A 24,002-nucleotide genomic window follows, 5' to 3' on the forward strand; every position below is an offset into this window, starting at 1 on the left:
TCCTTTCAGCTACACGCGACGACGCTTGCGCGGACGGCAACCGTTGTGCGGGATGGGTGTGCAATCCTGAATGCTGGCAATCTCCAGGCCAGCGGCCTGCAGAGAGCGGATGGCCGTCTCGCGACCCGAACCCGGGCCCTTGACGAACACGGACACCTTGCGCAGACCATGCTCCATCGCCGTTTTCGCAGCGGCCTCGGCGGCCATCTGAGCAGCGAACGGAGTGGACTTGCGCGAGCCCTTGAAGCCCACCGTGCCGGCGGACTGCCACGAGATCACATTGCCCTGAGGATCGGTGATGCTCACGATCGTGTTATTGAACGTAGACTTGATATGCGCAGCGCCAACGGCGATGTTCTTACGCTCGGAGCGCTTAATGCGCGTGCGCACGTTTTTCTTAGCTGCCACTTCTAGCTACCTCACTTTTTCTTTCCGCCGATTTGCTTACGAGGACCCTTGCGCGTGCGCGCGTTCGTGTGCGTGCGCTGTCCGCGAACGGGCAGGCCGCGACGATGGCGGAGTCCACGATAGCAACCGATCTCCATGAGGCGCTTGACGTTCTGAGAAACCTCGCGGTGCAGGTCGCCCTCCACCTTGATGTTGCCCTGGATGTAGTCGCGCAGCTTCTGCAGATCATCTTCCGTGAGGTCCTTCACGCGGACGCTCGGATCGACGCCGGTATCGGCGAGGATCTGCTTGGAAGTGGTCAGGCCAATGCCGTAGATGTAGGTCAAGCCGACTTCAATGCGCTTGTCGCGAGGAAGGTCGACACCAACAAGACGTGCCATAGGTTATATCTCCTCTTTCTTCCTAGCCCTGACGCTGCTTATGGCGCGGGTTCTCGCAGATAACGAGGACCTTGCCATGGCGTCGGATGATTTTGCACTTGTCGCACATTTTCTTGACCGAAGGACGTACCTTCATAATCATTTCCTTTCGGTTATGCGTTCCCGTCTATACTCCACACCCAGCCGCAGGTGAGAATTTTCCTAACTGATTAACGCGCTTGACGCAAAAAAGTTGCGCCTACTTGAAACGATACGTGATACGGCCGCGATTCAGGTCGTAGACGGAAAGCTCAACCGTCACCTTGTCTCCCGGCAGGATCTTGATGTAGTGCATGCGCATCTTGCCAGAAATATGGGCCAATATCTTGTGTCCGTTTTCGAGCTCAACCCTAAACATAGCGTTCGGCAACGCTTCTAGGACAGTTCCCTCAAGCTCGATTACATCTTCTTTGCTCAAAAGTGCTCCTTCAAAGCAGGTCGTTATAAGCAGCAACGATAGATTCTACCAAATAAAGTGTAGATTGAGCAAGAGAATTTTTTGGGCACAGAAAGCCAACAAACCGTTGGTTCGAATATGCCTGCATGCCAGGCGTGCGGTTCGGAACCGCGCAGTCCGCATAAGGAGCAGGACCGCCAGGTACTCGCGCGATGCGCAGCCGCCTTGTCGGCTTCGACGGGGTCGGGCGCATTTTAAGGGGTGGACGCTCCGTCAGGGAAATAAGTATAGGCATTTTGCCCGCAAGGTCAAGGGTATTTAATGTGAAGAAGAGCAACGGTGTGAAGTGGCTGGGCCACCAGGATTCGAACCTGGATAGCTGGTACCAAAAACCAGAGTCCTGCCGTTGGACGATGGCCCAGTTCAGAACGGCATGCAAAAGCCGAAGCCCCTGCCATCGCGATTGGAAGGAAAAAAATGGTGGGCCGTGAGGGAGTCGAACCCGCGACCTTGGGATTAAAAGTCCCCTGCTCTACCAACTGAGCTAACGGCCCACGTCACTCCAATGCGCGAGAATACATTTTAGCCGTGTGGACAAGGCCGGTCAATGAAAATGTTTGAAGGCCCCGCAAGCCCACAAAACACCCGGACGCATTCGCGAAAAGATCCTAGCAGCAAGCACGTTCGAAGACGGGCCGGACCGCGCGTTGTGGGCGCGAATCGGGATCTAACGAGCAACCTCGCTCCTACCTTCTTCCCCATCCATCGAGAAAACCTCGGCTTGCTCGACAATATCTATCAGCTCTTGCTGCGAATGCACTCCGAGCTTCGCGTAAATGTTCGACACGTGGGTCTTCACCGTATTGCGCGACAAAACCAGTTTTTCTTGAATGAACGGGCCGTTTCTACCATGCGCCAACAAATCAAGCAGCTCGGTTTCCCGGGGAGTAAGCCGGCAGCGCCGCGCCACCGCAACGCACTTTTCCCGCAATCCCACCGACGACGAACCAGGTGTTTCAATCACTATGCTTGCTTCACGCACGCCGTCAATGGTGGACTGAAAGCTAAAGTTTTTGAGAACGGTCAGATTGATGGCCACAAACACAAAAAGCACGGTAGCCAGAGCAACGGAAACCGTCAACGCATCGGTCTCTGCATTCGCACCATGACCGATGGTTGCACCTAGCAACAGCCCAGCCGAAGAAGCAGCCCGTCCCCATGCGAACACCGCCAGCGCATTGGTCTCGTTGCGCGCACCGATAGACGCCAACGCAAACCACATGAGCACATCGAAACATTCGCTTCCTGCGTACAGCAGGCCGTTCACCAAAGAGCCGAACTCTCTATCGGCTGCCGTCAAAACCGCAGACGCCAAAAACCCGGCAACCACAAGCAAAGCCGCTGCGCTGTAAAACACATCGGCTTTCGGCATTTTGGGCGCAAAGACCATACCGAATACGATAGCAAGCGGCAATACCGTCAAAAAAGCCTGTTGAGGAGCGCCGTCAACCGAGCCGAACGTAAGGGCGAAGCCGTAGGCGACGCGAAACACAAAAATAGATACGAACAAACCGTGCGCAAACGGAACATACGATGCTGGCTGCGTGATCGAAGCTTCGACCGGAGGTGCGCTCGCCTTCATAACCGACAGCACGCTCAACGCCAAGGGCCGGCATGCCGCGCAGCCGATGAACGGCAGCAAAACCAGCACGACCAAGCACGCGGTATCGCTCAGCGCAGCAAACGGAAGACGCAGAACGTAACTCATAAGCAAGGCGGAAGCAACGCAGAGCGCGCAAGCGCGCCCGTCTAGCTTGCATAGCGAAATACCCGTTAGCACAACCAACCAGCGCGACGATGCGGAACGCAAAACCGACCCCAACAGAAGCACAATCGGCTGCTGCTGAAATATACCCAGCAAGATAATCCCGAACGACAGGGCAAAGCCAACCATGCTCATCGTCGTGAGCAACCGCTCGTCAATCGAATCTGGTCGGCGAAGCGCCCAAACGGCAAGGGCAACAAAAACCAGAACCCCCACGAACGAAGAGACATCACGCGCTTCGGGCATCACGCCAACATACAGAGGATACAGGCAGACGTTCACAAGCCACGTCCCGAACATCTCCATCGTAAGCGCGATCAAGCAACGCAACCATGCCGACGACAGGATGCTACGAAGCGAGGTTTTTTCTGCCAAGGAGTCCATGCTGTTCAGCCTAACGCACTTCATCCCTCTCCCACAAGGGGAAACATCCATTCTAGTACCAAAGGGGTGAGACGAAAGCCCCTTGCTCGCGCCTCAAAATAGCATCGGTACGGTGAAGACGCCGCCGCTTGAAAGGCGCAGCATTGAGTCAAGCCCACCAGCACGACCGAATGCGGAGGGCAAGCAATAAAAACAAGGAGGGAGTCACTATGAAAAACACCGCCGAACACGAACTATCCCGTCGCAGCTTCCTAACCGGAGCAGCCGCCACGGGAGCGCTTGCCGCTTTCGGACTGGCCGGCTGCGCGCCCCAGCCTTCGCAAAGCGCGCCCGCCGCCAGCAAGGAAAGCGCGGCGGAGTCCGCAGCCTCAAACGCAGACTGGCTGGGCAGCGCTCCAGAAATCAACGCAAGCGACATCCAGGAGACCAAAGAGACCGAACTGCTGATCATAGGGGCAGGCAACGGCGGGATGGCAGCTGCCGCAACCGCAGCCGATCTAGGCCTCGACTTCACCCTTTGCGAGAAAGCAGGCTCCATCCAAAGAACTCGTCATTGGTTCGGAGCAATCAACACCAAGTACACCAAAGCAGCCGGAGCTCACGTAGACGAAGGCCGCCTGCTCAACGAGTTCTCGCGCTACGCCTCCGGGCAATGCGACCAGCGCGTTATCCGCGTATGGATCAAGGAGAGCGCCGAGGTGACCGATTGGCTCGATCCCATCCTGACCTCCGCTGGCATGAAATGCGCATTCGACAGCGACATCGATCACGAAACGGGAGGAACAAGCTACTACCTGGCCCCCATGGAGCATTATTATTCCGGAAAGGACGCTTCCGGCGAGTCGTTGGAGCGCAACAAGGTGCTGCTGGCCTATATCAACGAGCGCGGATACGACGTCACGTACAACCACAAGCTTGTCAAACTGGTCCAGGACGAATCCGGCAAAGTAACGGGAGCCATCTTCGAGGCCGACAACGGATACGTGCAGATCAATTCTAAGAAGGGCGTGCTGCTAACCACAGGCGGATACACAAGCAACGCAGAGATGCTTCGCGCATGCAATCCGATGGTGGACCGCTGCGTCACCCTGCAGTACGGATCGCCTAACAACGTTGGCGAAGGCATCAAAGCCGGCATCTGGGCAGGTGGCCAAAAAGACTCCATCGGCGCGCCCATGATCTTCGACCGCGGAGCCGTTAAGCCCGGCGAGAATGCGGGCGTCATCAGCCCCGAAGGCGAAGTCGCCACGTTCGTCGGCACCGATAAGCAATTCAATCTGGGATCGCAGCCCCTTATGAAAGTCGCGCGCGACGGCAAGCGATTCGTCAACGAGTCCACTCCCTACGATTTCTGCTGCTTCGCCGCCGCAGAACACGAAGGCGGCGTCTTCTGCCAAGTGTTCGACTCCAATCTGAAAGAAGACGTGAAGCGCTTCAACACCATAGGCTGCTCGCGCCAAACCCAGCAGCTGCTGGCGAAGAACGCCGACGCGCCGCTTGACGAGATTTACGCGGATCAGCTGGAAAAAGGCACCATGGTCAAAGCGGACTCCCTTGAAGAGCTGGCCGACAAGCTGGGATTCCAGGGCGAAGCGAAAGAAGCGTTTTTGGCCGAAGTAGATACGTACAACGGATTCTACGACGCCCAGGAAGACCTCGACTTTGGCAAAGAAGCCTACCGCCTGTCCGAATTGCGCACCGCGCCTTTCTACGGCATTTGGTACGGAGGCTCGCTGCTGACTACGGTCGATGGGTTGCGCATCAATGAGAACATGCAAGTAATCAACGGGGATGCAAAGCCTATCGAAGGACTGTATGCAGCCGGCGACTGCTCGGGAAGCATCTTCGGCAACAACTATCCCGAATACATCGTAGGCTGCGCCTGCGGTCGCACTCTCACCTTCGCGCGCCATGCCGTACGCCATATTGCCGGCGATATAGCATAGCGCGAAGACAATAAGCTTACGACGATCCCTCTGTCCTCGAGCAACCCCCTCCCTCCCCGAAACGCCTCGCTGCTTTGTGCGGCGAGGCGTTTCGAACCAAGCGGGACGACATGAGAATCGGCGGTCGATACCTCGGGGCCTTGCGCGCTCGGGGCTTTACGCAAAAGCACCTGCAGATGCGCTATTCGACAGGTTTGAACGTATCCCTGTCCGGCGCGAACGACTGCATAGCCTCGATGGTGCGGGCGAACAGCTCATCCAGCTCCCAACCCAGCATTTCCGCCCCGGAACGAATGACGTCGCGGCTAACCCCAGCAGCGAAGCGCTTGTCCTTGAACTTCTTCTTGAGCGACTTCACCTCGAAGTCCATAACGCTTTTGCTGGGCCGCATGACCACGGCCGCGCCGATAAGTCCCGTCAATTCCTCCGCCGCAAACAGGACCTTTTCCATTTGGAGTTCCGGCTTGGGCAGATCGGGATTGAAATCGGACGTGTGGCTTTGGATGGCGCGGATAAGCTCGGGCGTGCCGCCGGCAGCCTCGATCCAAGGCGCAGCGTACAGCGTGTGCTTCTCCGGCTCGTCGTCGTGCTCTTCCCAGTCAAGGTCATGCAGCAGCCCCACGATGCCCCAGAACTCTTCGTTTTCAGGATCGAACTCACGCGCGAAGTAGCGCATGGTCTGCTCCACCGTCTCGCCGTGCTCGATATGGAACGAATCCTTGTTGTGCGCTTGCAGGAGCGCGAACGCCTCGTCGCGCGTCATACCGGCCTCTAGCGTTGCCATGATGCCCTCTCTTTCTTCTTGACATCGACCTCGAATGCTTATTGCCGCTTTTGCCACTATAGCGCGTCGGGCCGGCGAAAAACCGCGCACGGCATCGAGAGCCGGCGAGGAGACGCCGAGCCAACACGACCGTTAAAACACGACGCCCAGCGCGTTCGCAATCAAGCCCCACACTACGCCCGTGCAGTACAGACCCGCCACAATGGCGACGTTCTGCTTCCAGTTGCGGTTCGCCCTGAACAGCACCAGCAAACCCACGCCCGCGCTTACCAGCAGGCCCGCCAGCATCGCCCCCGAGCCCAACGCGCCGTCCACGTACAGCTGCGCGATGACCACGCTTGCGGCGCAGTTCGGGACCAGGCCCACCAACGCGGAACCCAGCACCGAAAGAGCCTGGTTAGCGCCAAGGAACGTGGCCAGAGCGTCTTCTCCCACCACTTCGAGAACGGTGTTCAGCGCAACAGTCACCGCAAAGATGAACAGCGCGACCTGAACCGTGTGCTTGAAGGCGCTCTTCAAGATGCCGCCTTCGCCATCATGGCAGTGGCAATGATCGTGCTCGCACAGATCATGGATATGCAGCGGCGCGTCGATGCGCCGAGCAAGCCGCATGCCGGCGTCCACGATAAAGCCCATCACCATGCCGATAACGATTTTCGCTCCAAGAATCTTGAGAATCACCGCAAGGGGCACCTGCTCCGCAATGAAAATGGGGAGCATCTCGTCCGACGTAGACAAGAACACGGCGAACAACGTTCCCAGCGTGATAACGCGCCCAGCCCACAGCGTTGACGCAGCAGCGGAGAACCCGCATTGCGGAACCACGCCCACAACGGCGCCGACGATAGGACCTGCCGCACCAGCGCGCTGAACCGCGGATTGGGCCTTGCTGCCGGTTTTGTGCTCGAGCCACTCCATCGCCAGGTAGGTGACGAACAGGAACGGGATGAGGTACAGCGTGTCCGAAACCGAATGCTCCAGAACATGCCCTGCGATATGTAGAAATTCTTCCATAGCAGCTTATTGTAGACCAACGCTTGATCGGAGCAACCACCTGTTGCGAAATAGCCACGGAAGATAGCCGATCGCGAAAAACGCAGCGGATCGCAAGGATCAAGCAGCGCGTGCGAAGGCAAGACCCCCGGCAACTCCAAGCGGCGCAAAATCGAAAGAACAGGTAACAACCTGATCAGAACCGTAATAAGAGCAGATCGATTCGGGTATACTGAATTCAATTTCCATTCGTTCATGGAGGCAGTATGACTAACCCGCAAGCTGGATGGTATGCAGACCCTTCGGGAGACGCAGCGAAGCTTCGCTATTGGAACGGCGAGCAATGGACCGACGACTACGCCGACGCCCAGACCGCAAGTCAAGAGCCGGCTTACGGAAGCCCCGCCTATCCGCAAGCTTCGGGCGGCCAGGTTTACTACCCGCAAGCCACCAGCAACGACAGCGACCGCACGCTCAGGCTGGTCGCGTTCATACTGTGCATCGTGTCCACGGTGTCGGTATGCTGGCTCATCATTCCCCTAGCTTGGATGATTCCTATGAGCGTCCGCTGCTGGAACATCTACAAGGGAACGAAACCCAACACCACAGCATTTGGTATATGCACGCTCATTTTCGTGACCCTTATCGGCGGTATTCTTCTGCTGGTTTCGAAAAAAGACGCGTAGCAACCAAAAGCACCACGCAAAGCGGCCCGGTTCCTGACAGCAAAGCGCCCAGGAGCCGGGCCGCTTTGCGTAGTGCGGTGCGCAAGATGCTTGGATCATCGTACAATGCGCGGGATGCCTGGGGCGTCATGCAAGGATCGCTCGACGTTTGCGCGACGCTCCGAGCAGCGAGATGCTGGAGCACTTCGGGGCACTTTTCGTGCTCATGATTCGAAACCCGACAGGTTTTTCGGATTGAGCATGGGATCCACGGAGTCGGCAGGATTTATGGAATCGGACGCTTCAATTTGCCGCAGAGGTTTTCAGGTTCTGTCAAAACGGATGAGTTTTGCGGCGGTTTTTCGCCTCGCAGAGGGATGACGCTGAGGGGCGTTTTTCATCATGCCTGGTCAAAAGGCTGCTTGTTGCATTTATTCTGATTCGAGGACCAGCAAAACTCGTCCGTTTTGACAGAACCGGCGTGCATGCGTGGTGCATGGGCGCGGCACGAGGCGCACGCGGGCGAAACGACGAACGCCCCGTGAAGGACGGGGCGTTCGTCAAGATCAAGGGGCATCCAGAAAGAAGGGAATGGGACACCCGCGCGAGAGAGCTACTTGCCTTCAGCTGCAAGCTTGCCAGCGTAACGACCAAACGTAACGCTACGACCAGCAGCGGCGCCAGCTAACAGGTTGGGATAGCTCTCGCCGAAGTAGCCGCCAGAGCAGTCGCCCGAGCAGTACAGACCAGGAATGGGTTGGCTATTCTCGTCCACAACATGCATCGTTTCGTCAATCTTGATACCGTCAAGCGTGGTGATCAGGTAGCCGCCTTTGGAACGGATGCCGCGGAACGGAGGAGTGTCAAGGTGGCTCAGGCGGAATGCCTCTTTACCATAGTCAACGTCTTCACCCTTGTCGGCAAGTTCGTTGTAGCGAGCAACCGTCTTGGTCAGTGCGTCAGCCGGAATGCCCAGCTTTTCAGCCAAGCCCTCGATGGTGTCGGCTTCCACAATATAGCCGTCTTCCATAAGGCCCATGTTCATGTCGTCGACAATTTCCATGGTCATGACCGGCTCGGTGCCGTTAGCATGCGGGAACAGGCGCGAGCAGCCATGCGTTTCGAAGCGTTTGATGTCCTCCTGATAGTTCGCATCCCACAGCACGCAGTACACCTGGTTGGGAAGGTTCAGGCTGGTGTGCAGAATATGGTCGTAACAACCGGACTCGTTAGTGAAGCGGTTGCCCTCAAGGTCAACCTTCAAAAACGGCTGGCTGCCCATCCAGAACATCTGACCCTCGGTGGTGTCGGTTGCATCGGGCTTGATGCCGCCGCGGTCGAATATCATTGCTGCGTGCACGTCATCCATCACGCCGCCAGCCCATAGGCAAGCCTTGATGCCGTCTCCCTCGCAGGTTGGGAAGGACTTGCGCACGCAGCACAGCTTCTCGGATTCAGGCTGCAGTGCTTCCATCATCTCGGTGTTGCTGGCGTAACCGCCCGTAGCAACAACAACGCCGTTCTTGGCGTTGTAGCGCACAACGCCCTCGGGAGACTCGGCGTACAAACCCACCACGCGCCCCTCTTCCTTGATCAAACACTTCATGGAAGTCTCGTTGTGCAGCTCAAGACCCTTGGACTTACCATACTCAAGCAGGATAGAAGATGCGTGCTGCTTGCTGTATTCATGGTTTTCCCACTGAATGGAGTGGCCAACTTCTTGAGGAAGGAAGCGAACATCCTGGGGCTCGTCAATCTCGTGCAAAAACTTGGTGTCTTTTTCAGCCAGACGTGCGGTATACCAGTCAATAGCCTCGCCAGAAAGCTCAGCCCACAAATGATACAGACGCTCGTCACCAAAGCCGTTGCTCTGACGCACCAGTTCGTTGATAACGTCGAACTTGTTGGGATTAGCGCCGTCTTCAAGCTGCTGAGCGCTGCCCACGGCGGCAAGCGTGTCGCGGATACCGTCGCTGATAGTGTCTGCCGTTGCCTTGTCGATAGCAATGCAGGTTGCACCGTTTTCAACAGCAGAACATGCAGCAAACATGCCGGCCGTACCTGCGCCGGCAACAATAACGTCGGCGTCGTATGTCTTTACAACCTGATCCTCGGTGTAGCCGGGAGCTTCGCCCAGCCAGTCAACAGAAGTGCTTGCGGAAGCGGAGCTAGAGCTTGCGCCGCCAGTGGCGGGAGCGCTCTGCGGCGCGCAGCCAGCCAGACCGAAAGCAGCCAGTGCACCTACGGCGGCCGATCCGGTTAAAAAGTTTCGACGAGACAGATTTGAAGATCGTTGTACTTTGTTCATAAGTGCCCTCCTTATGGCGCATTATCATGCTGCCGGCGCATACCAGAACAACCGGCATTGGATGGCCCCATTGTGCAGCGAGATGCCATCACCGCCTTCACCCCACCAATAGGAAATGCCTTTTAGAGCTTCACCTCGAGAGGGTGAAACAGCCTGTTTTGGCCTGTAGTTTACAAAAACAGGCTTGGTTGGAAGGTTGCTGCAAAGATGCTACGCGCTCTATTTTGGTACACTTGCAAAAGAAGGGGGATGCATGGTCGAAGCTTCCGAGAATAATCGTATAGCGTTTCAAAGCGCACGGACGGGGTTGGCTCTTTCTCTTGAGCTTGCTTCGTCATGGCTTCTGAACACCACTATATTTGCGGCATACGATGCCGTTCTACCTGAAGCGCGCGACATCTCCATGGTGGTCTTGGCGCTGCTAGGAATAGGCATGGTCGCGGCAGCCATACGCAGGCCCGGCTTGTTTGACGAGCGCAGGACAACCCCCTTGTTTCTAGCATTATTTACAGCAGGCGTCGCCTTGTCATTATGGGGCGTGTCGACAGCGAACGGCATTTTGGTCACTATCGGTTCCATTGCGCGCTCCGCAGGTCTCGTATGGCCATTTGCGATGTTGGGCATAGCGCTTATGAAGCTCGATCAAACGGCGGCAGCCCTATCGATATCCTGCGCATTCGTGCTCAAATACCTGTGGATGATGGTAGCGTCGCTGCTTCCCTTCGGGCCTAAAGTCGCACTGTACGTGATATTCCCTTTCGCCATTATCGGTTTGGTCAGGCGCTACACCGTCGATTCATTCGCGAAGGCAGCTAAGTCCGACTCTCAGGCAAATCTACAGGTAACATCTCCCGCCTCGTTTCTCCCCTTCACGCATACACTGTTCGTAACCATCGTCGTGTTCAACGCGGCTTCCGGATTCTCATTATCCTTTGGCTCTGTAGCAGGCATGCCCCAAGATCCCCTGGTTTCGTTCGGCGTACTTATCATCGTCGCTCTCCTGGTATTGAAGTATCGAGGGATTGCGGTAGATCGGCTGTTTCAGGCTGCCACGCTTCTCATTCTTATGGGACTGCTAAGCATCCCGGCGCTTCACGAAGGTTTGATCGGTGCCGACATTCCCTGGATCCAGTCGTTCTTGACGGCAGGTTCCGACTGCTTCTCGCTTTTGGTCTGGTTCGTGATCACGCGTTTGGCGGGACGCAATACACTTGGAGCACTGCCCATGCTCCTGTTTCTATTCACCGCACAAATCGTCGGCACGATTGTTGGAGCCGCACTGGGTCATCTTGCGAATATAGCCATGGCCTTCAATCCCACATGGGCGGTTCTATTCGCATTGACAGCAATGCTCTTGTTCGTAGCGTACAACCTAGTGACGCTCAAGCCGTTTAGCTTCGAGGAGACGCTTACGCAAGTGGCCCCTATGCGCAACGTATTTATTGCGGCGGCGTCCGCTACACTTGAGGAAAACTGCAAGAAAGTAGCATTGGAATACGGTCTGACACCTCGCGAAGCCGAGATAGCGGAGCTGCTAGCTCGTGGACGAAATTCCCAGACCATTCAAGAAAAACTGGTTGTTTCTCGCAACACAGTAAAGACGCACGTGAAGAACATCTATCTAAAACTGAACGTACACTCCCAACAAGAGCTTATCGACCTCGTCGAACGTGCGTGAATCCACTTTCGACAAAGTTATCGCACCTGTCAGAAGAATTCACCATCCAGACCGAGGTTCTGTCAAAACGGGCGAGTTTTGCGGCGGTTTTTCGCCTCGCAGAGGGATGACGCTGAGGGGCGTTTTTCATCATGCCTGTTCAAAAGGCTGCTTGTTGCATTTATTCCGATTCGAGGACCAGCAAAACTCGTCCGTTTTGACAGAACCGGCGTGCACGCGCGCGGGCGCGGGCCACATACGGGCGCGGGGCGCGAGGGGCGCGCATGAGACGAAGGGACGGGGTCAATGACTCATTTTCTGGCCTGCGGCCGAAAATGAGTCATTGACCCCGTCCCTTCGTCTCATGCGTCTCACACAAGGAGGGCGACCCGCAGGCCGCCCTCCTTTCCGAGTTTAGATTGTGCGATGCAGGCCGCAGGGCTTACATCATACCGCCCATCCCGCCGCCGCCAGCAGCTGCTGCCAGAGCGGACAAGTCCGGACCCTCCTTCGGGATCTCGTTGATGGTGGCCTCGGTGATGAGGATGAGAGCCGCAACGGAAGCAGCGGACTGCAGAGCCGTACGGGTCACCTTGACGGGGTCGTTGACGCCCATCTCGATCATGTTGCCGTACTCGCCGTTGGCGCAGTTCAGGCCTTCGCCCTTGCCCATGTTCTTGACGTGCTCGACCACAACGCTGCCCTCGTAGCCCGCGTTCTGGGCGATGGCGCGCATCGGAGCCTCCAGAGCCTTGCGGATGATGGCAACGCCCACTTCCTCGTCCTTGTCGTCAGCCTTGACGTCGTCGAGCGCGGGGAGCGCGTCAACCAGAGCCACGCCGCCGCCGGCAACGATGCCCTCTTCGACAGCCGCGCGGGTTGCCTGCAGAGCGTCCTCGATGCGGGACTTCGTCTCCTTGAGCTCGGACTCGGTCGCAGCGCCCACCTTGAGCACGGCCACGCCGCCGGACAGCTTCGCCAGGCGCTCCTGCAGCTTCTCGCGGTCGAAGTCGGAATCGGCGCGCTCGAGCTCGGCCTTGATCTGGCCGATGCGATCCTCGATGGCCTTCTTGTCGCCAGCGCCGTCCACGATAAGAGCGGTGTCCTTCGTGACCTTGACCGTCTTGCAGTGGCCCAGCATATCCACGCGAGCGTCCGCCATGGTCATGCCGAAGTCCTTGTCGATGACCTGCGCGCCCGTGACGGCGGCGATGTCCTCGAGGATGCGCTTGCGGCGGTCGCCGAAGCCGGGAGCCTTGATGGCGACGCAGTTGAACGTGCCGCGCAGCTTGTTCAGCAGGATGGTGGCCAGAGCCTCGCCCTCGACGTCCTCAGCAACGATGAACAGCGGACGACCGGACTTCATGATCTCTTCCAGCAGCGGAACCATGTCCTGGATGTTGGTGACCTTCTGGTCGGTCAGGAGAATGTAGGGATCGTTGAGCACGGCCTCCATCTTCTCCATGTCGGTGGCCATGTACGGCGAGATGTAGCCGCGCTCGTACTGCATGCCCTCGACGATGTCCATGTCGATGCCGAAGGTCTGGCTTTCCTCAACGGAGATGGCGCCGTCCTTGCCCACGGCCTCCATGGCCTCGGCGATCTTCTCGCCGATGTTGGCGTCGCCTGCGGAAATGGTGCCCACGTTGGCGATCTGGTCCTTCGTGGAAACCGGCGTGGCGTCGGCCTTGATGGACGCGACGATGGCGTCGGTGGCCTTCTGGATGCCGCGGCGGATGCCCAGCGCGTCGGCGCCGGCGGTCACGTTGCGCAGGCCCTCGGACACGATGACGTCGGCCAGCAGCGTAGCGGTGGTCGTGCCGTCGCCGGCGACGTCGTTCGTCTTCACGGCAACTTCGCGCACCAGCTGGGCGCCCATGTTCTCAACGGGATCCTCCAGCTCGACTTCCTTGGCAACGGTCACGCCGTCGTTGGTGATGAGAGGAGCGCCGTAGGACTTCTCCAGAGCGACGTAACGACCCTTGGGGCCAAGCGTCACCTTGACGGCGTCGGCCAGCTTGTTGACGCCGGCAGCAAGCGCGCTGCGGGCATCAGCCTCGAACTTGATCTCTTTAGCCATGATGCTTTTATCCTTTCAACTGCGTTGTTGTTAGCGGGATATTCGCTTATGCAAAGACAGCGTACAGATCGTCGGCGCGAAGAATGAGCACGTCCTCGCCGTCCACGTGAATCTCGGTGCCGCCGAACTTGCCGTAGACGACCTTGTCGCCCACCTTCACCGGAACGGGAACCAGGTTGCCGTCCTTATCGAGCTTGCCGTCGCCCACAGCCAGAACGGTACCGCTCTGGGGCTTTTCCTTCGCTTCGGTCGCAAGGTACAGACCCGACGCCGTGGTCTCCTCGGCCTCGTCCTGCTTGACGATGACGCGATCACCCAGGGGTTTCAGATTCATAACGTGCCTTCCTTTCGTCGTCCGACTCGCGTAGCGGAACGTTTGATGTTCGCTATGTAACCACTCGATTGCGGTGACTGCTAGCACTCATCGTTAGCGAGTGCTAAACATTGCGTTATCATAGCAGCCTCAACGCCGATTGCAAGAGTATTCAGAGAAATCTAAGCCTATGCGTTTCAGGTTTGACAGAATCGCCAAACGATCGTCACAATTGAGCCGCCGGAAGGCGCGCAAGCGGCACGAGCCCGATTCGGGAACCTTCGCCAAGCAATGGTCGCGCGCGCAAGAAGCGCGGCCCTGCCGCAACCGCGTCAGCTAACACCCGGCCGAACCAGCCCGCTTTCGTAGGCCTTCACCACCAACTGAGCGCGATCGTGCGCGTCCAGCTTGGACATGATGCGCGCCAGATGGGTTTTCACCGTGGCGGGAGAAATGAACAAATCGGCTCCTATCTGCTCGTTCGTCATCCCGCGCGCAACGAGCACCAGGATTTCGCGCTCGCGATCGGTCAACGCGCCGATAGCGGACCGAACCCCTGCGCCGTCCCCCGGAACAAGCGGGCGCGATGCGACGAACTCCTCGATCAGACGACGCGTAATGGACGGCTGAATAAGGGCGTCCCCCCGTGCGACCACGCGAACGGCAGCGGCAATCTCGTCGGGCTCGGCATCCTTGAGAAGAAAGCCGCTTGCACCGGCGGCCAGGGCATCGTACACGTATTCGTCCAGATCGAACGTCGTCAGGATAAGCACGCGAACGTCCTCGAGCCGAGGATCGTTGCTGATGGCGCGCGTGGCTTCGATACCGTTCATGTGCGGCATGCGAATGTCCATGAGCACCACGTCGGGCCGCAAACGCTGCGCCAACTCAACCGCCTCCTGGCCGTCGCGCGCCTCGCCCACCACGTCGATGTCGCCGTACGTGAGCAGGATCAAGCGAAACCCGCTGCGCACAAGATCCTGATCGTCGGCCACCAGCACGCGCACTTTTCTGCCTGCATCATTCATGCTGAGCCTCCGTCCCCTTGACCGGAATGCTGGCCGTCACGCGGAACCCGCCGCCTGCGGCATTGCCCGCCGAGAACGCGCCCCCTAAAAGATGAACGCGTTCGGACATTCCCGCGATGCCATGCCCCGCCCCGTCAGCAGCCTGGGGAAGACCCTCGCGCGGCGCAAGCGCGCCTACAGCGGGATCGAACCCGCGTCCGTCGTCCTTCACCGTCAGGCGCGCCTGTCCGTCCTCGATCGCAAGGCGAATCAAAACCTCGCGGGCGCCCGCATGCCTGACTATATTGGTTGCCGCTTCTCGCGCTATGCCGAACAAGGCCATGTCGACGTGCGCAGGAACGCCGGTGCGGTCGTAACCCGCAGCGTCGAGGCCCACCGAAAGCCCCGCGTCGCGCAGGTACGCAGCCAAGTCCTCCAGCCGATCCGTTCCCGATGCCGGCGCCGTTTCAGCCGTCTCGTCGCCGTGCCGCAGCACCCCGATCATGCTGCGAATGTCGTCGAGCGCCGTTTTAGCCGTGGCCCGCACCGTGGCAATGGCCTCCTTCGCCGCCGCAGGATCCACGTCGATCAAGCGTTCGGCAGCAGCGGCCTGAATGCTCACGGCCGACAACGAATGAGCAGTGATGTCGTGAACCTCGCGCGCAATGCGCACGCGCTCCTCCTCCACGCGACGCGCAGCCTCCTCCTCGCGCGAGCGCTCCGCTTCGAGCGCCCGTTGCTCGGTAGCTTCGACGTACGCGCGATGCGTGCGGTACGCATAGCCCGCAAGGGCGGCGGCCAGTACCAGCGCGATGTTCTGGAACCGCGTGAAAAACGTCAGGCTGGCGGTGCGCGAGGGCGCGTCCATCAGCAACAACCCCGCAACCGCCGCAAGCGCCGCAAGCGCCGCCTCTGCACGGCCGCGCTCGTTGGCTATGGTGTACACCGCTATCACGGGCCCCACCACGGTCAAGGAAAACCCGCTGAACGCATTCTGCAATCCAAGAAACGACACGAAGCAGAACAGGAACACGGGCCAGGGAAAGCGCCGGCGCAAAACCAGCGGCAACGTGGTGATGGCAAGCGCCACGAACACCTGCATGTTCGGCACCACGTTCACCGTTCCCAAATACTGCCGCAGCGCCAGATCGGGAATCACAATAGACGAAGCCGTCAGCATGAGCTGGGCGCCCCCGAACAGAAACGCCAGCAAGGCGACCGCTGCGTCAATGCCCCAATCGCGAGGCGTCATCGAACGATTATGCACTAGATAGTTGTCCATGCGTTCCATACTACGCGACCTTGAACACGCGCGCCATACACCAGCAGGCGTATTGCAGGGAACAAAACGATTACGAACGCGGCGACTCCACCAAATCGATGAGCTGCTGACGCGTATGGATGCCCAGCTTGGAATAAATATTGCGCACGTGGCTGCGAACCGTGTTTTCGGTCACGAACAGCGCTTCGGCAATATAGGCCTTCGTGCGACCCCGTGCCAGATACACCAGCACCTCCGCCTCGCGCTCCGTCAGGCCGCCTTCCCGAGCAACGGCGGCGCAGCGCGATTCAAGCGCGCGCTCCCCTTCGGACGCCGCATCGGCCTGCGTCGCCGCAGCATCCGCCTGCGCAGCCGCAAGCGCGCCGTCGACGCGCGGGCCATCCCGACCAGCCGACTGGCTAGCCCCTTCGCGGCGACGCTTCCGATCCCGCGAGAAGAACACGAGCGCCATGCACAACGCGTACAGCACCACCACGATAATCACCAGGTAGCGCATGGTGTGCTCGCCTTCGTCGCTCGGCCCGCCTCCCGCAACCGCCGCGGCGAACCCACCCAGCAACGCAACGACCAAGAACACGCGCGCGACGCCCATCGTCACGCCCATGAGCACGTACGGAGACACGCGCCGCACATGCGCGACTTCGGCCACCAGGTACGTGATCAAAAGCGCCACGAAGTAGTAGCTACCCAGCAAGAGCATATAGAACACCAGGTTGTACGTTTCGCTGAGAAACGGGAGAAACACCAACATGGCAGCCAACACCGGCATGATAACGCGCGACACCGTAGACACCTTCGGCATGCGGTGCATCACGAACACGACGAAGCAAAACACGATGATCGCGCCCACGATGGCCCCGGACGACACCTTGCCGGAGCCTTCGAAATCAAGGGACCCCGTCAACATGAAACTGTTCAAAAGCCCGATGACGGCTTCCAGCACGAAAAACGCCACTACGGAATCGCCCAACTCCAAAAACGCATCACGATACGCGGCAAACCGCGTGCGGAGAGAAGCCTTGTCCTGGCCGCCCGCGCCTGCGCCCGCGCCTGCTCCTGCATCCGCATTGACGAACGCGGGAGCGCCCTCGCCCTGCTCGCACGCACGCGCATCGCCCGCGCCGGCATCGGCGCCCGCGAGCGGCGCACCCTCGGCGCACGCGTGCGGCAGCACACGACGGACGAACCGTGCGCACAGCGCCGCTATCACAAGCAACACGCAACTCAATTTCATCTGCACGTCAGGATCAAGCGGCGTCAGCCCGGCTGAAACCACCACGTTCAACAGCATGCCCAACGCAATTTGCGTAACAATTACGCTCGGCTTTTCCGCTGAGAACACTTCGATCCAAAACAGCGAAAGCATCACCGACCCTGCGCCGTACAGTACGCCCGGAACCAGCAGGGCCATGTCAGCAGGGAGCGAAAGGACCACCCCCGCAAGGGCGGCAGCGTTGGCGGCAATCAGAAGCCCCGTCGGCAACACGTAGGGCATAGAGAACGCCTTGAGCCGACCGGTCAAAGCCAGCAGCACGGCGATACCCGCGCACACGACCACCGAGCACGCCACCACCACGTTGAAGAACAGGTCGGGAACGAACAGAAACGGCGACTTCACGAACGCGAAGGCCGAGAGGTAGGCGCTGGAATTCACGCCGCGATACAATCCGAAGCCTGCGACGATCGCAGCGGAAAGCACGAAAGAACGCACGCTCGCGCGTGACGAATGCGTTTCTTTTCCCCGGCTTCTCTCCCTCATGCTCTGCATGATACGGTATGGGCAGCCTTCCCACCAGCAGAAATTCAAGCCCTCCCACAATATAGTCCGAAACGGACGGTGACGGAACAAGCCGGCATCCGTATGGTGAACCCCGTCGCACAGCAACAGCGACGCATAACAGGAGGAGCCGCAGCCAGCCGAAACCATGTTCGGCACGGGATGCGGCCAAAGGAGGGAGACCATCATGGAAACAAACATGAATCGTCGTAATTTCTTGAAGGCGGCCATCGCCTCGGGCGCCGTCATCGCCGCCGGCGGCGCGCTGGCCGGCTGCGCCAGCAACAACACGGCAAGCAGCGGCACCGGTACGGAGAACGTGGTGGGCACCGCCCCCGTTTCGTTCAGCGACGAGACGGACGTGCTCATCCTGGGCACGGGCATTGCCGGCATGTCGGCAGCCATGGATCCGGTGGAAGCCGGCCTCAAGGTCATGCTGGTGGACAAGCTGGAGCGCGTGGGCGGCGAGAGCTTCATTGCCTGCGGCGTCATGAACGTGGCGGGCTCGAAAATGCAGAAAGACGCCGGCATTCCGGGCGACCCCGAGGAAAAGTGGCAGAAGTTTCTGCCCATCCTTGAGAAAAAGGGCGAAACGGACGACATGGACTACAAGCATGACGTCTACCTCTGCCAAACCGAATGGGCCGACCGCGTAGCCGCCGACTACGGCGCGGTGTTCCAGCCTATCACCGACTACATGAACACGGGCGCTCCCACGTCCATGTTGCTGCCCGGCAACGGCATCGGCGACATGCAGGCCGTGCTCACGCCGCTGCAGAAGGGCCTGGAGCAGAAAGGCGCCACGTACAAGCTGAACCTGCGCGCCACGAACTTCATCGTCGACGGCGAGGGCGCTCCCATCGGCGTGCGCTTCAACGACGAGAAGAACGGCAAGACCGTCGATATCAAGGCGAAGAAGATCATCGTGGCCACCGGCGGGTTCTCCTGCAACCAGGAAATGGTTGCCACGTACCTGCCCAGCCAGTCGCGCCTGGGGCCGCTGACGGTCAACTCCATGGGTGAGGGCCACCAGATGTGCAAGGCGCTGGGCGGCGTGTACACGCACATGGACATGGAAGCGAACCGCATGAGCGACCTGGCGCAGGTGACCGTCTGGGGCTACTTCTCCCCGCAGGTGCAGGTGACCCCGCAGGGACGCCGCTTTATCAAGGAAGACCAGAGCCACGACTCCCCCGACGTTGCCGTCAAGCAGGGCCTGGGCTTCTGGTGGACCATCTTCGACAACCAGGCCATCAACAGCAGCCAGAAGTGGAACGTCGAGCTGAACATGAAGGGCAACGCCGACCGCCTGGTGGGCCCCTTCAACACGCTGGAAGAGCTGGCCGCGGCAATGGACGTGCCGGCCTCCAACCTGGTGGAGACGTTCGCCCGCTATGACGAACTGGTGGCAGCCGGCGAAGACGCCGACTTCGGCAAGAAGCTGTTCTTGCAGTCGCTGTCCGCCCCGTATTACGCCATGAAGCACTTCCCCTACCGCTACAAGACCCACGGCGGCATGAAGATCACCACCAACAGCCAGCTTGCGGACAAGGACGGCAACCCCATCCCCAACGTGTACTGCTGCGGATCCACCGTTGCCGACAGCGGCAGCGACCTGTCCCCCAATGCCGGCAGCGGCTTGATCAGCGGCAAAGCCGTCGTGGAAGCCCTGAAGGCGTAGTCTGATTCACACCCCTCCCTCGGAAAGGGCTCGAGCCGTGCGGTTCGAGCCCTTCTTTTCAATCGAGCAAGACGGGGGAAACCGGGCGCCGCCCGCGCAAACTGCCGCGCGGGGCGCACTGCACGTTCGACGCACCGCCCGCGCGGCGCGAAGCCCCGGCGTTTAGCGCGCTGCCTCGAGCGCCGACACCACAGCCTCGCCCACCAGCATGCCGAACGCGCCGTTCGAGGCCAGGCCCTCTCCTCCGTTCGCAGCCACCGACCCGCAGCAGTACACGTTGCGGATAGAAACCCCCGAAGTGCCGGTCAGACGACCGTTTTCGTCGGTCAGCACGCCGCCTCGCGTGCGGTAGCGAACGGGAAGCTGCTTGATCGCGTAATAGGGAGCCTGCAAGCTTTTCAAATTCACCGTGCGGCCGAAATCGTCATCCTTTCCAGCCGAAACCAGTTTGTCGAAGCGTTCCATCGTAGCTTGCAGCACGTCGGCCGGAACCCCGATTGCTGCGGCAAGCTCGGCTGCGTCGTCGCAGGGCCCCACCAAACGTTTCGCGTATTTACTGGTCATCTGAGCGGCACTGCGAGACTGAGACCCGTCGCTTATCCGCTTGTCGAACACCGTCCACCAGTACCCGCGATCCTGGCTGAAGCACGCGTTCGCCGGCGCGTTCACGTCGTCCTCGCGCGCGAAGCGACGCCCCTGCGCATCCACGATCAGCGTGGGAGCGAACATACCCCAGGCCGACACCTGCGGCAAATCGCTGGTCAAAGGCAGGGTCCCGTCCATGCCCGACAGCTGCCCGCCGGCCCGTCGGCACAACTCCTGGCCTTCTCCCATGGAAGCGTACGTGAAGCAACCCACCCTGAGCAGCGCGGGGGCATGAGCGCTCACCAACGGCTGACTGCTGGCAAACCCACCGGTGGCGACCACCACCACTCCAGCCCGAACGTCGATCACCGAACCGCTCTCTTCCACGAAAAAGCGCATGCCGCACACCACCGCGCTCTCATCCAAGATAAACGCGACCGCGCGGTACCCCGTCTGGAACGCCGCGCCCTTGCTCGACAAGCCATCGCGCAGGGGAACCATGACGGACTGCATGTCGCCCAGGCCGTTTTTCGGCAGCATGACAGCGTCGTTAACGCCCTCTTTCCCGTAGGTGGACGGATCGGCAAACTGCGCACCGTAGCTATCGGACAGACGGTCGACCCATCTCGGGGCGGCTAGGTACAACGATTTCGCGAAATCGAGATTGCCAACGCCTGCAGCGGAAAGCTCTTTTTTGCGAGCGGGCCAGGCATCTTCGGCGCTTTGCGCGAAACCCGCTTTCTTCTGCAGCTTGCTGCCAGCCACGTGCATGATGCCGTCCGCATCGTAGCTTTCGCCCCCCAGCAAGCTCAACTTGTCAACCACCATCACCTTGTAGCCAGCCTCAGCAGGGGCCATGGCCGCAGACAAACCGGAAACGCCGCTGCCCACGACCAGCACGTCAACCGAGTTAGAAAAGGAAACGGGCGGCTGCGCCACCACCGTGGAAACCTGCGACGCACCATCGGAATCGGCCGAAGGCACCAGCGTGTTCGATATATGCTCGACCGACGAGCATGCCCCCAGCATGCCCCCAGCGGCAAACGCGGTAGCGGAAAGGCCCGCAAGCTTGAAAAAGGCACGGCGCTCCATGCAGCAGGCTCCTTCGTTTCGAGATAAAAGCGCGAATCGCCTCCGAGTATAGTGAGGCCGCGTTCGCTTGTCGCGATATCCTTGCCAGCCGCCACTCAATCTTCGCAAAGCGCAAAACGGACCGGGCGTCAAGACCGGGACGTCATCGCCCGTAGAACGAACCGGCAGGCGACGGAGGCTCCAACGCCCGCTTGAACGCTGTAGCACGCACCGTGGCAAGCACGCGGTCGACGTCTCCTTCGGCAAATCCCGATTCCTTGAGGGCGGCGGCATCCTGGCCATGTTCGACATGGGCCAGCAGCAGCTTGTCGAGCGTCGCGTAGTCGATCCCCATGCTTTTCTCGTCCTCTTGATCGGGCGACAGCTCCGCGCTGGGGGGCTTGGTCAGCACGCGTTCAGGGATAGGCGGAACCTGGCCGCTCGACGCAGCTTGCGCGTTGCGCCAACGAGACGCCGCGTACACGTCGGTCTTGTACAGGCCGCCCAAAGGAGCGAACGCGCCGGCCATGTCGCCGTACAGCGTGGAGTAGCCCATCATGGCCTCGCTCTTGTTGCCCGTGTTCACCAGCATCCAGCCATGCGCGTTCGAAAGCGCCATCAAGCACGTCATACGGCAGCGAGCCTGGGTGTTTTCAGCTGCAAGGCCCCGCAGCTCCCCTCCGCAGGCCTCGGCAAGCGCGCGCTCGAAAGCCTCGTACGGCTCGCAAACGGACACGACGCGCGCCTCCATCCCTAGATTGGACGCAAGCTCCTGGGCGTCTTCAAGAGAATGCGGCGTCGAGTACGGCCCCGGCAGCAGCACGCCGTGAACGCGTCCGGCACCGAACGCGTCTGCGCACATCACGGCCACCAGCGCGGAGTCTATGCCGCCCGAAAGACCTATGACCACATCGGAAAAGCCCGCGTCCTCCACGTACTCCTTCAGAGCCTTGACGCAAAAACGATACTGTTCGTCGGTTTTCATGATGACAACCCTTTCATCCGCGCTTGTCCGCCCAGTATGAAAGCCCTTTGTTACATCGGTGTTGCCAACTTCCGAACCAGGGCGGCACGTCCCGAAAAGAGCGCTTATTGGATTTCGCGGATCCGATTCGCCAGCCATTCGGCCCATTCCTCCACGCCATCGCCCTTCGTAGCGGCAATTGGGAAGATGGGAGCGCGCGGATTCAGCTGCTTCACGGACGCTTCGAACGCGTCGCGGTCGAAGTTGAACACGGGCAGCGTGTCCACCTTGTTGAGGACCACCGCTTCCGCCGCCTGGAACACGCCCGGGTACTTGAGGGGCTTGTCATCGCCTTCGGGTACCGACAAGATCATGGCCTTCATGTTCTCGCCCAGGTCGAAATCGGTCGGGCACACCAGGTTGCCCACGTTCTCCACGATGATGAGGTCCAAACGCTCCAGGTCAAGCACGTCGACGGCGCGCTTGATCATGGCGCTTTCCAGATGGCACGCACCGCCCGTGTTGATCTGCACGGCCGCAATGCCCTGCGCCTTGATCTTCTCGGCGTCGACATTGCTGGCGATGTCGCCCTCGATGACCGCAATGTTGAACTCGTCGCGCAAGGCGTCGATAGTAGCCAAGATGGTGGATGTTTTGCCCGATCCGGGGCTGGCAAGCAGATCGAGCACGAACACGTGGTTCTCAGCGAAGCGCCGGCGAAGGTCAGCTGCCAGCTGGTCGTTTTTGTCGAGGATGGGTTGCTTCATATCAATCTGCATACGTCACTCCTTGCCTTCCGCTTCGTCCTCTTCGCCTTCATCGGGAATATCCACTTCTATACTGTCAATTTGCAGTTCGCGACCGGCAATGAGCTTGGTCGTAAAGCTGCCGCACTCAGGGCAGAGCAGGTGGAACCTGTCATGCTCGAACTCCGTGCCGCAATCCAAGCAGCGCGACTTCGGCTTGACCATGGTGATCTGAAGCTCAGCGCCCTGCACCATGGTGTTCTCGGACAGCGCCTCGAACGCGAACACCAGCGCGTCTTCGATGGCTTCGGTCATCTCGCCAACCGAGAGGCTGACCTTGAGCACGCTGGTAGCTCCGGCCTGCTTCGCCGACTCCTGAACCGCCTCCATCACGCCCGTCATGATCCCTAATTCGTGCATGCCGCTCCTTCGCACCTGGTTTCCGTTCATGCCCATAGTAGCCGAACGACCCCGTAGCGCGAAGCCAGGAACCGCCCCATCGGCGCGAACGCCACTCGGAATACGCAAACGGAGGATGAGACGAAGGGACGGGGTCAATGACTCGTTTTCGGCCGCAGGCCAGAAAATGAGTCATTGACCCCATTACAGTAGACGCCAGCCCGATCAGGCCGTGTTCGCGGGGCTCGGCGGCCCCGGCCAGGCGCTCGCCCAGCCAGCTTTCGCCTATCATGGACACGGCCCCATGGGCC

21 protein-coding genes and 2 tRNA genes are annotated in these 24,002 nt (G+C 59.7%); 4 read left to right on the plus strand and 19 right to left on the minus strand.

Features of this window, described 5'->3' with window-relative positions:
* Positions 1 to 9: 9 nt before the first annotated feature.
* From rpsK to DMP08_RS06675, 7 genes are all read right to left on the minus strand, one after another.
* Complete coding sequence (rpsK, locus tag DMP08_RS06645) at positions 10 to 408, minus strand: 30S ribosomal protein S11 (RefSeq protein WP_009306916.1); 399 nt, start codon at positions 406 to 408, stop codon at positions 10 to 12.
* Positions 409 to 419: 11 nt separating this feature from the next.
* Positions 420 to 788, minus strand: a complete 369-nt coding sequence (rpsM, locus tag DMP08_RS06650; RefSeq protein ID WP_123192167.1) for a 30S ribosomal protein S13 — start codon at positions 786 to 788, stop codon at positions 420 to 422.
* A 22-nt stretch (positions 789 to 810) separates the two neighbouring features.
* The gene (rpmJ, locus tag DMP08_RS06655; protein WP_006363204.1) at positions 811 to 924 is read right to left on the minus strand and encodes a 50S ribosomal protein L36; all 114 of its coding nucleotides are present in this window, start codon (positions 922 to 924) and stop codon (positions 811 to 813) included.
* Between the two features lie 102 nt (positions 925 to 1,026).
* On the minus strand, positions 1,027 to 1,245 hold the full coding sequence (gene infA, locus DMP08_RS06660; protein WP_114567402.1) for a translation initiation factor IF-1: 219 nt from the start codon (positions 1,243 to 1,245) through the stop codon (positions 1,027 to 1,029).
* Between the two features lie 326 nt (positions 1,246 to 1,571).
* A tRNA-Gln gene (locus DMP08_RS06665) sits at positions 1,572 to 1,645 on the minus strand.
* Between the two features lie 57 nt (positions 1,646 to 1,702).
* A tRNA-Lys gene (locus tag DMP08_RS06670) sits at positions 1,703 to 1,778 on the minus strand.
* A gap of 173 nt (positions 1,779 to 1,951) precedes the next feature.
* Entirely contained in the window at positions 1,952 to 3,457 is a 1,506-nt protein-coding gene (locus DMP08_RS06675) for a helix-turn-helix transcriptional regulator (RefSeq protein ID WP_244596846.1), read from the minus strand.
* Positions 3,458 to 3,642: 185 nt separating this feature from the next.
* Here DMP08_RS06675 and DMP08_RS06680 point away from each other — a divergent pair, with 185 nt between their 5' ends.
* A complete protein-coding gene (locus tag DMP08_RS06680) occupies positions 3,643 to 5,379 on the plus strand; it encodes an FAD-binding protein (protein ID WP_123192169.1) in 1,737 nt (578 codons plus the stop codon).
* A gap of 181 nt (positions 5,380 to 5,560) precedes the next feature.
* On the opposite strand, the gene DMP08_RS06685 is transcribed toward DMP08_RS06680, so the two are convergent.
* A complete protein-coding gene (locus DMP08_RS06685; RefSeq protein ID WP_123192170.1) occupies positions 5,561 to 6,163 on the minus strand; it encodes an HD family phosphohydrolase in 603 nt (200 codons plus the stop codon).
* 132 nt (positions 6,164 to 6,295) lie between these two features.
* Entirely contained in the window at positions 6,296 to 7,177 is an 882-nt protein-coding gene (locus DMP08_RS06690) for an arsenic efflux protein (RefSeq protein WP_123192171.1), read from the minus strand.
* 245 nt (positions 7,178 to 7,422) lie between these two features.
* Here DMP08_RS06690 and DMP08_RS12540 point away from each other — a divergent pair, with 245 nt between their 5' ends.
* Positions 7,423 to 7,842, plus strand: a complete 420-nt coding sequence (locus tag DMP08_RS12540; protein ID WP_211328404.1) for a DUF2510 domain-containing protein — start codon at positions 7,423 to 7,425, stop codon at positions 7,840 to 7,842.
* 592 nt (positions 7,843 to 8,434) lie between these two features.
* Here DMP08_RS12540 and DMP08_RS06705 read toward each other — a convergent pair.
* Positions 8,435 to 10,129, minus strand: a complete 1,695-nt coding sequence (locus DMP08_RS06705) for an FAD-binding protein (RefSeq protein WP_123192172.1) — start codon at positions 10,127 to 10,129, stop codon at positions 8,435 to 8,437.
* A gap of 253 nt (positions 10,130 to 10,382) precedes the next feature.
* On the opposite strand from DMP08_RS06705, the gene DMP08_RS06710 reads away from it, so the two are divergent.
* Positions 10,383 to 11,807: a helix-turn-helix transcriptional regulator gene (locus DMP08_RS06710; protein ID WP_123192173.1), complete on the plus strand. Its 1,425-nt coding sequence runs from the start codon at positions 10,383 to 10,385 to the stop codon at positions 11,805 to 11,807.
* A 421-nt stretch (positions 11,808 to 12,228) separates the two neighbouring features.
* On the opposite strand, the gene groL is transcribed toward DMP08_RS06710, so the two are convergent.
* The 5 genes from groL to DMP08_RS06735 form a co-directional block, all read right to left on the minus strand.
* Positions 12,229 to 13,866, minus strand: a complete 1,638-nt coding sequence (gene groL / locus DMP08_RS06715) for a chaperonin GroEL (RefSeq protein WP_114567245.1) — start codon at positions 13,864 to 13,866, stop codon at positions 12,229 to 12,231.
* 46 nt (positions 13,867 to 13,912) lie between these two features.
* Entirely contained in the window at positions 13,913 to 14,200 is a 288-nt protein-coding gene (locus DMP08_RS06720) for a co-chaperone GroES (RefSeq protein WP_114567246.1), read from the minus strand.
* A gap of 311 nt (positions 14,201 to 14,511) precedes the next feature.
* The gene (locus tag DMP08_RS06725; protein ID WP_123192174.1) at positions 14,512 to 15,207 is read right to left on the minus strand and encodes a response regulator transcription factor; all 696 of its coding nucleotides are present in this window, start codon (positions 15,205 to 15,207) and stop codon (positions 14,512 to 14,514) included.
* Entirely contained in the window at positions 15,200 to 16,477 is a 1,278-nt protein-coding gene (locus DMP08_RS06730) for a sensor histidine kinase (RefSeq protein ID WP_244596847.1), read from the minus strand. The genes DMP08_RS06725 and DMP08_RS06730 overlap by 8 nt, the downstream gene beginning before the upstream one ends.
* Positions 16,478 to 16,538: 61 nt before the next feature.
* Positions 16,539 to 18,227 (minus strand): LuxR C-terminal-related transcriptional regulator, encoded by a 1,689-nt coding sequence (locus DMP08_RS06735; protein WP_123192184.1) that lies wholly within the window; start codon positions 18,225 to 18,227, stop codon positions 16,539 to 16,541.
* 205 nt (positions 18,228 to 18,432) lie between these two features.
* Here DMP08_RS06735 and DMP08_RS06740 point away from each other — a divergent pair, with 205 nt between their 5' ends.
* Complete coding sequence (locus tag DMP08_RS06740; RefSeq protein WP_123192175.1) at positions 18,433 to 19,926, plus strand: FAD-dependent oxidoreductase; 1,494 nt, start codon at positions 18,433 to 18,435, stop codon at positions 19,924 to 19,926.
* A 162-nt stretch (positions 19,927 to 20,088) separates the two neighbouring features.
* Here DMP08_RS06740 and DMP08_RS06745 read toward each other — a convergent pair whose 3' ends face one another.
* From DMP08_RS06745 to hypA, 4 genes are all read right to left on the minus strand, one after another.
* Complete coding sequence (locus DMP08_RS06745; protein ID WP_123192176.1) at positions 20,089 to 21,603, minus strand: FAD-dependent oxidoreductase; 1,515 nt, start codon at positions 21,601 to 21,603, stop codon at positions 20,089 to 20,091.
* 142 nt (positions 21,604 to 21,745) lie between these two features.
* Complete coding sequence (nadE, locus tag DMP08_RS06750; RefSeq protein ID WP_123192177.1) at positions 21,746 to 22,567, minus strand: NAD(+) synthase; 822 nt, start codon at positions 22,565 to 22,567, stop codon at positions 21,746 to 21,748.
* Positions 22,568 to 22,671: 104 nt separating this feature from the next.
* Positions 22,672 to 23,325 carry a hydrogenase nickel incorporation protein HypB gene (gene hypB / locus DMP08_RS06755; RefSeq protein WP_123192178.1) on the minus strand — a complete coding sequence of 218 codons (654 nt, stop codon included), beginning with the start codon at positions 23,323 to 23,325 and terminating at the stop codon, positions 22,672 to 22,674.
* A gap of 3 nt (positions 23,326 to 23,328) precedes the next feature.
* On the minus strand, positions 23,329 to 23,712 hold the full coding sequence (gene hypA / locus DMP08_RS06760; RefSeq protein WP_123192179.1) for a hydrogenase maturation nickel metallochaperone HypA: 384 nt from the start codon (positions 23,710 to 23,712) through the stop codon (positions 23,329 to 23,331).
* Positions 23,713 to 24,002 lie beyond the last annotated feature (290 nt).

Source organism: Paraeggerthella hongkongensis (assembly GCF_003726035.1).
In the GTDB taxonomy this organism is placed as follows: domain Bacteria; phylum Actinomycetota; class Coriobacteriia; order Coriobacteriales; family Eggerthellaceae; genus Paraeggerthella; species Paraeggerthella hongkongensis.

What these genes read in the sequence shown, in the direction of transcription:
- rpsM (WP_123192167.1), bottom strand. Translation starts at nt 788, where the DNA reads ATGGCACGTCTTGTTGGTGTCGACCTTCCTCGCGACAAGCGCATTGAA.
- rpmJ (WP_006363204.1), bottom strand. Translation starts at nt 924, where the DNA reads ATGAAGGTACGTCCTTCGGTCAAGAAAATGTGCGACAAGTGCAAAATC.
- DMP08_RS06675 (WP_244596846.1), bottom strand. Translation starts at nt 3,457, where the DNA reads ATGAAGTGCGTTAGGCTGAACAGCATGGACTCCTTGGCAGAAAAAACC.
- DMP08_RS06680 (WP_123192169.1), top strand. Translation starts at nt 3,643, where the DNA reads ATGAAAAACACCGCCGAACACGAACTATCCCGTCGCAGCTTCCTAACC.
- DMP08_RS06685 (WP_123192170.1), bottom strand. Translation starts at nt 6,163, where the DNA reads ATGGCAACGCTAGAGGCCGGTATGACGCGCGACGAGGCGTTCGCGCTC.
- DMP08_RS06690 (WP_123192171.1), bottom strand. Translation starts at nt 7,177, where the DNA reads ATGGAAGAATTTCTACATATCGCAGGGCATGTTCTGGAGCATTCGGTT.
- DMP08_RS12540 (WP_211328404.1), top strand. Translation starts at nt 7,423, where the DNA reads ATGACTAACCCGCAAGCTGGATGGTATGCAGACCCTTCGGGAGACGCA.
- DMP08_RS06705 (WP_123192172.1), bottom strand. Translation starts at nt 10,129, where the DNA reads ATGAACAAAGTACAACGATCTTCAAATCTGTCTCGTCGAAACTTTTTA.
- DMP08_RS06710 (WP_123192173.1), top strand. Translation starts at nt 10,383, where the DNA reads ATGGTCGAAGCTTCCGAGAATAATCGTATAGCGTTTCAAAGCGCACGG.
- groL (WP_114567245.1), bottom strand. Translation starts at nt 13,866, where the DNA reads ATGGCTAAAGAGATCAAGTTCGAGGCTGATGCCCGCAGCGCGCTTGCT.
- DMP08_RS06720 (WP_114567246.1), bottom strand. Translation starts at nt 14,200, where the DNA reads ATGAATCTGAAACCCCTGGGTGATCGCGTCATCGTCAAGCAGGACGAG.
- DMP08_RS06725 (WP_123192174.1), bottom strand. Translation starts at nt 15,207, where the DNA reads ATGAATGATGCAGGCAGAAAAGTGCGCGTGCTGGTGGCCGACGATCAG.
- DMP08_RS06730 (WP_244596847.1), bottom strand. Translation starts at nt 16,477, where the DNA reads ATGGAACGCATGGACAACTATCTAGTGCATAATCGTTCGATGACGCCT.
- DMP08_RS06735 (WP_123192184.1), bottom strand. Translation starts at nt 18,227, where the DNA reads ATGAGGGAGAGAAGCCGGGGAAAAGAAACGCATTCGTCACGCGCGAGC.
- DMP08_RS06740 (WP_123192175.1), top strand. Translation starts at nt 18,433, where the DNA reads ATGGAAACAAACATGAATCGTCGTAATTTCTTGAAGGCGGCCATCGCC.
- DMP08_RS06745 (WP_123192176.1), bottom strand. Translation starts at nt 21,603, where the DNA reads ATGGAGCGCCGTGCCTTTTTCAAGCTTGCGGGCCTTTCCGCTACCGCG.
- nadE (WP_123192177.1), bottom strand. Translation starts at nt 22,567, where the DNA reads ATGAAAACCGACGAACAGTATCGTTTTTGCGTCAAGGCTCTGAAGGAG.
- hypB (WP_123192178.1), bottom strand. Translation starts at nt 23,325, where the DNA reads ATGCAGATTGATATGAAGCAACCCATCCTCGACAAAAACGACCAGCTG.
- hypA (WP_123192179.1), bottom strand. Translation starts at nt 23,712, where the DNA reads ATGCACGAATTAGGGATCATGACGGGCGTGATGGAGGCGGTTCAGGAG.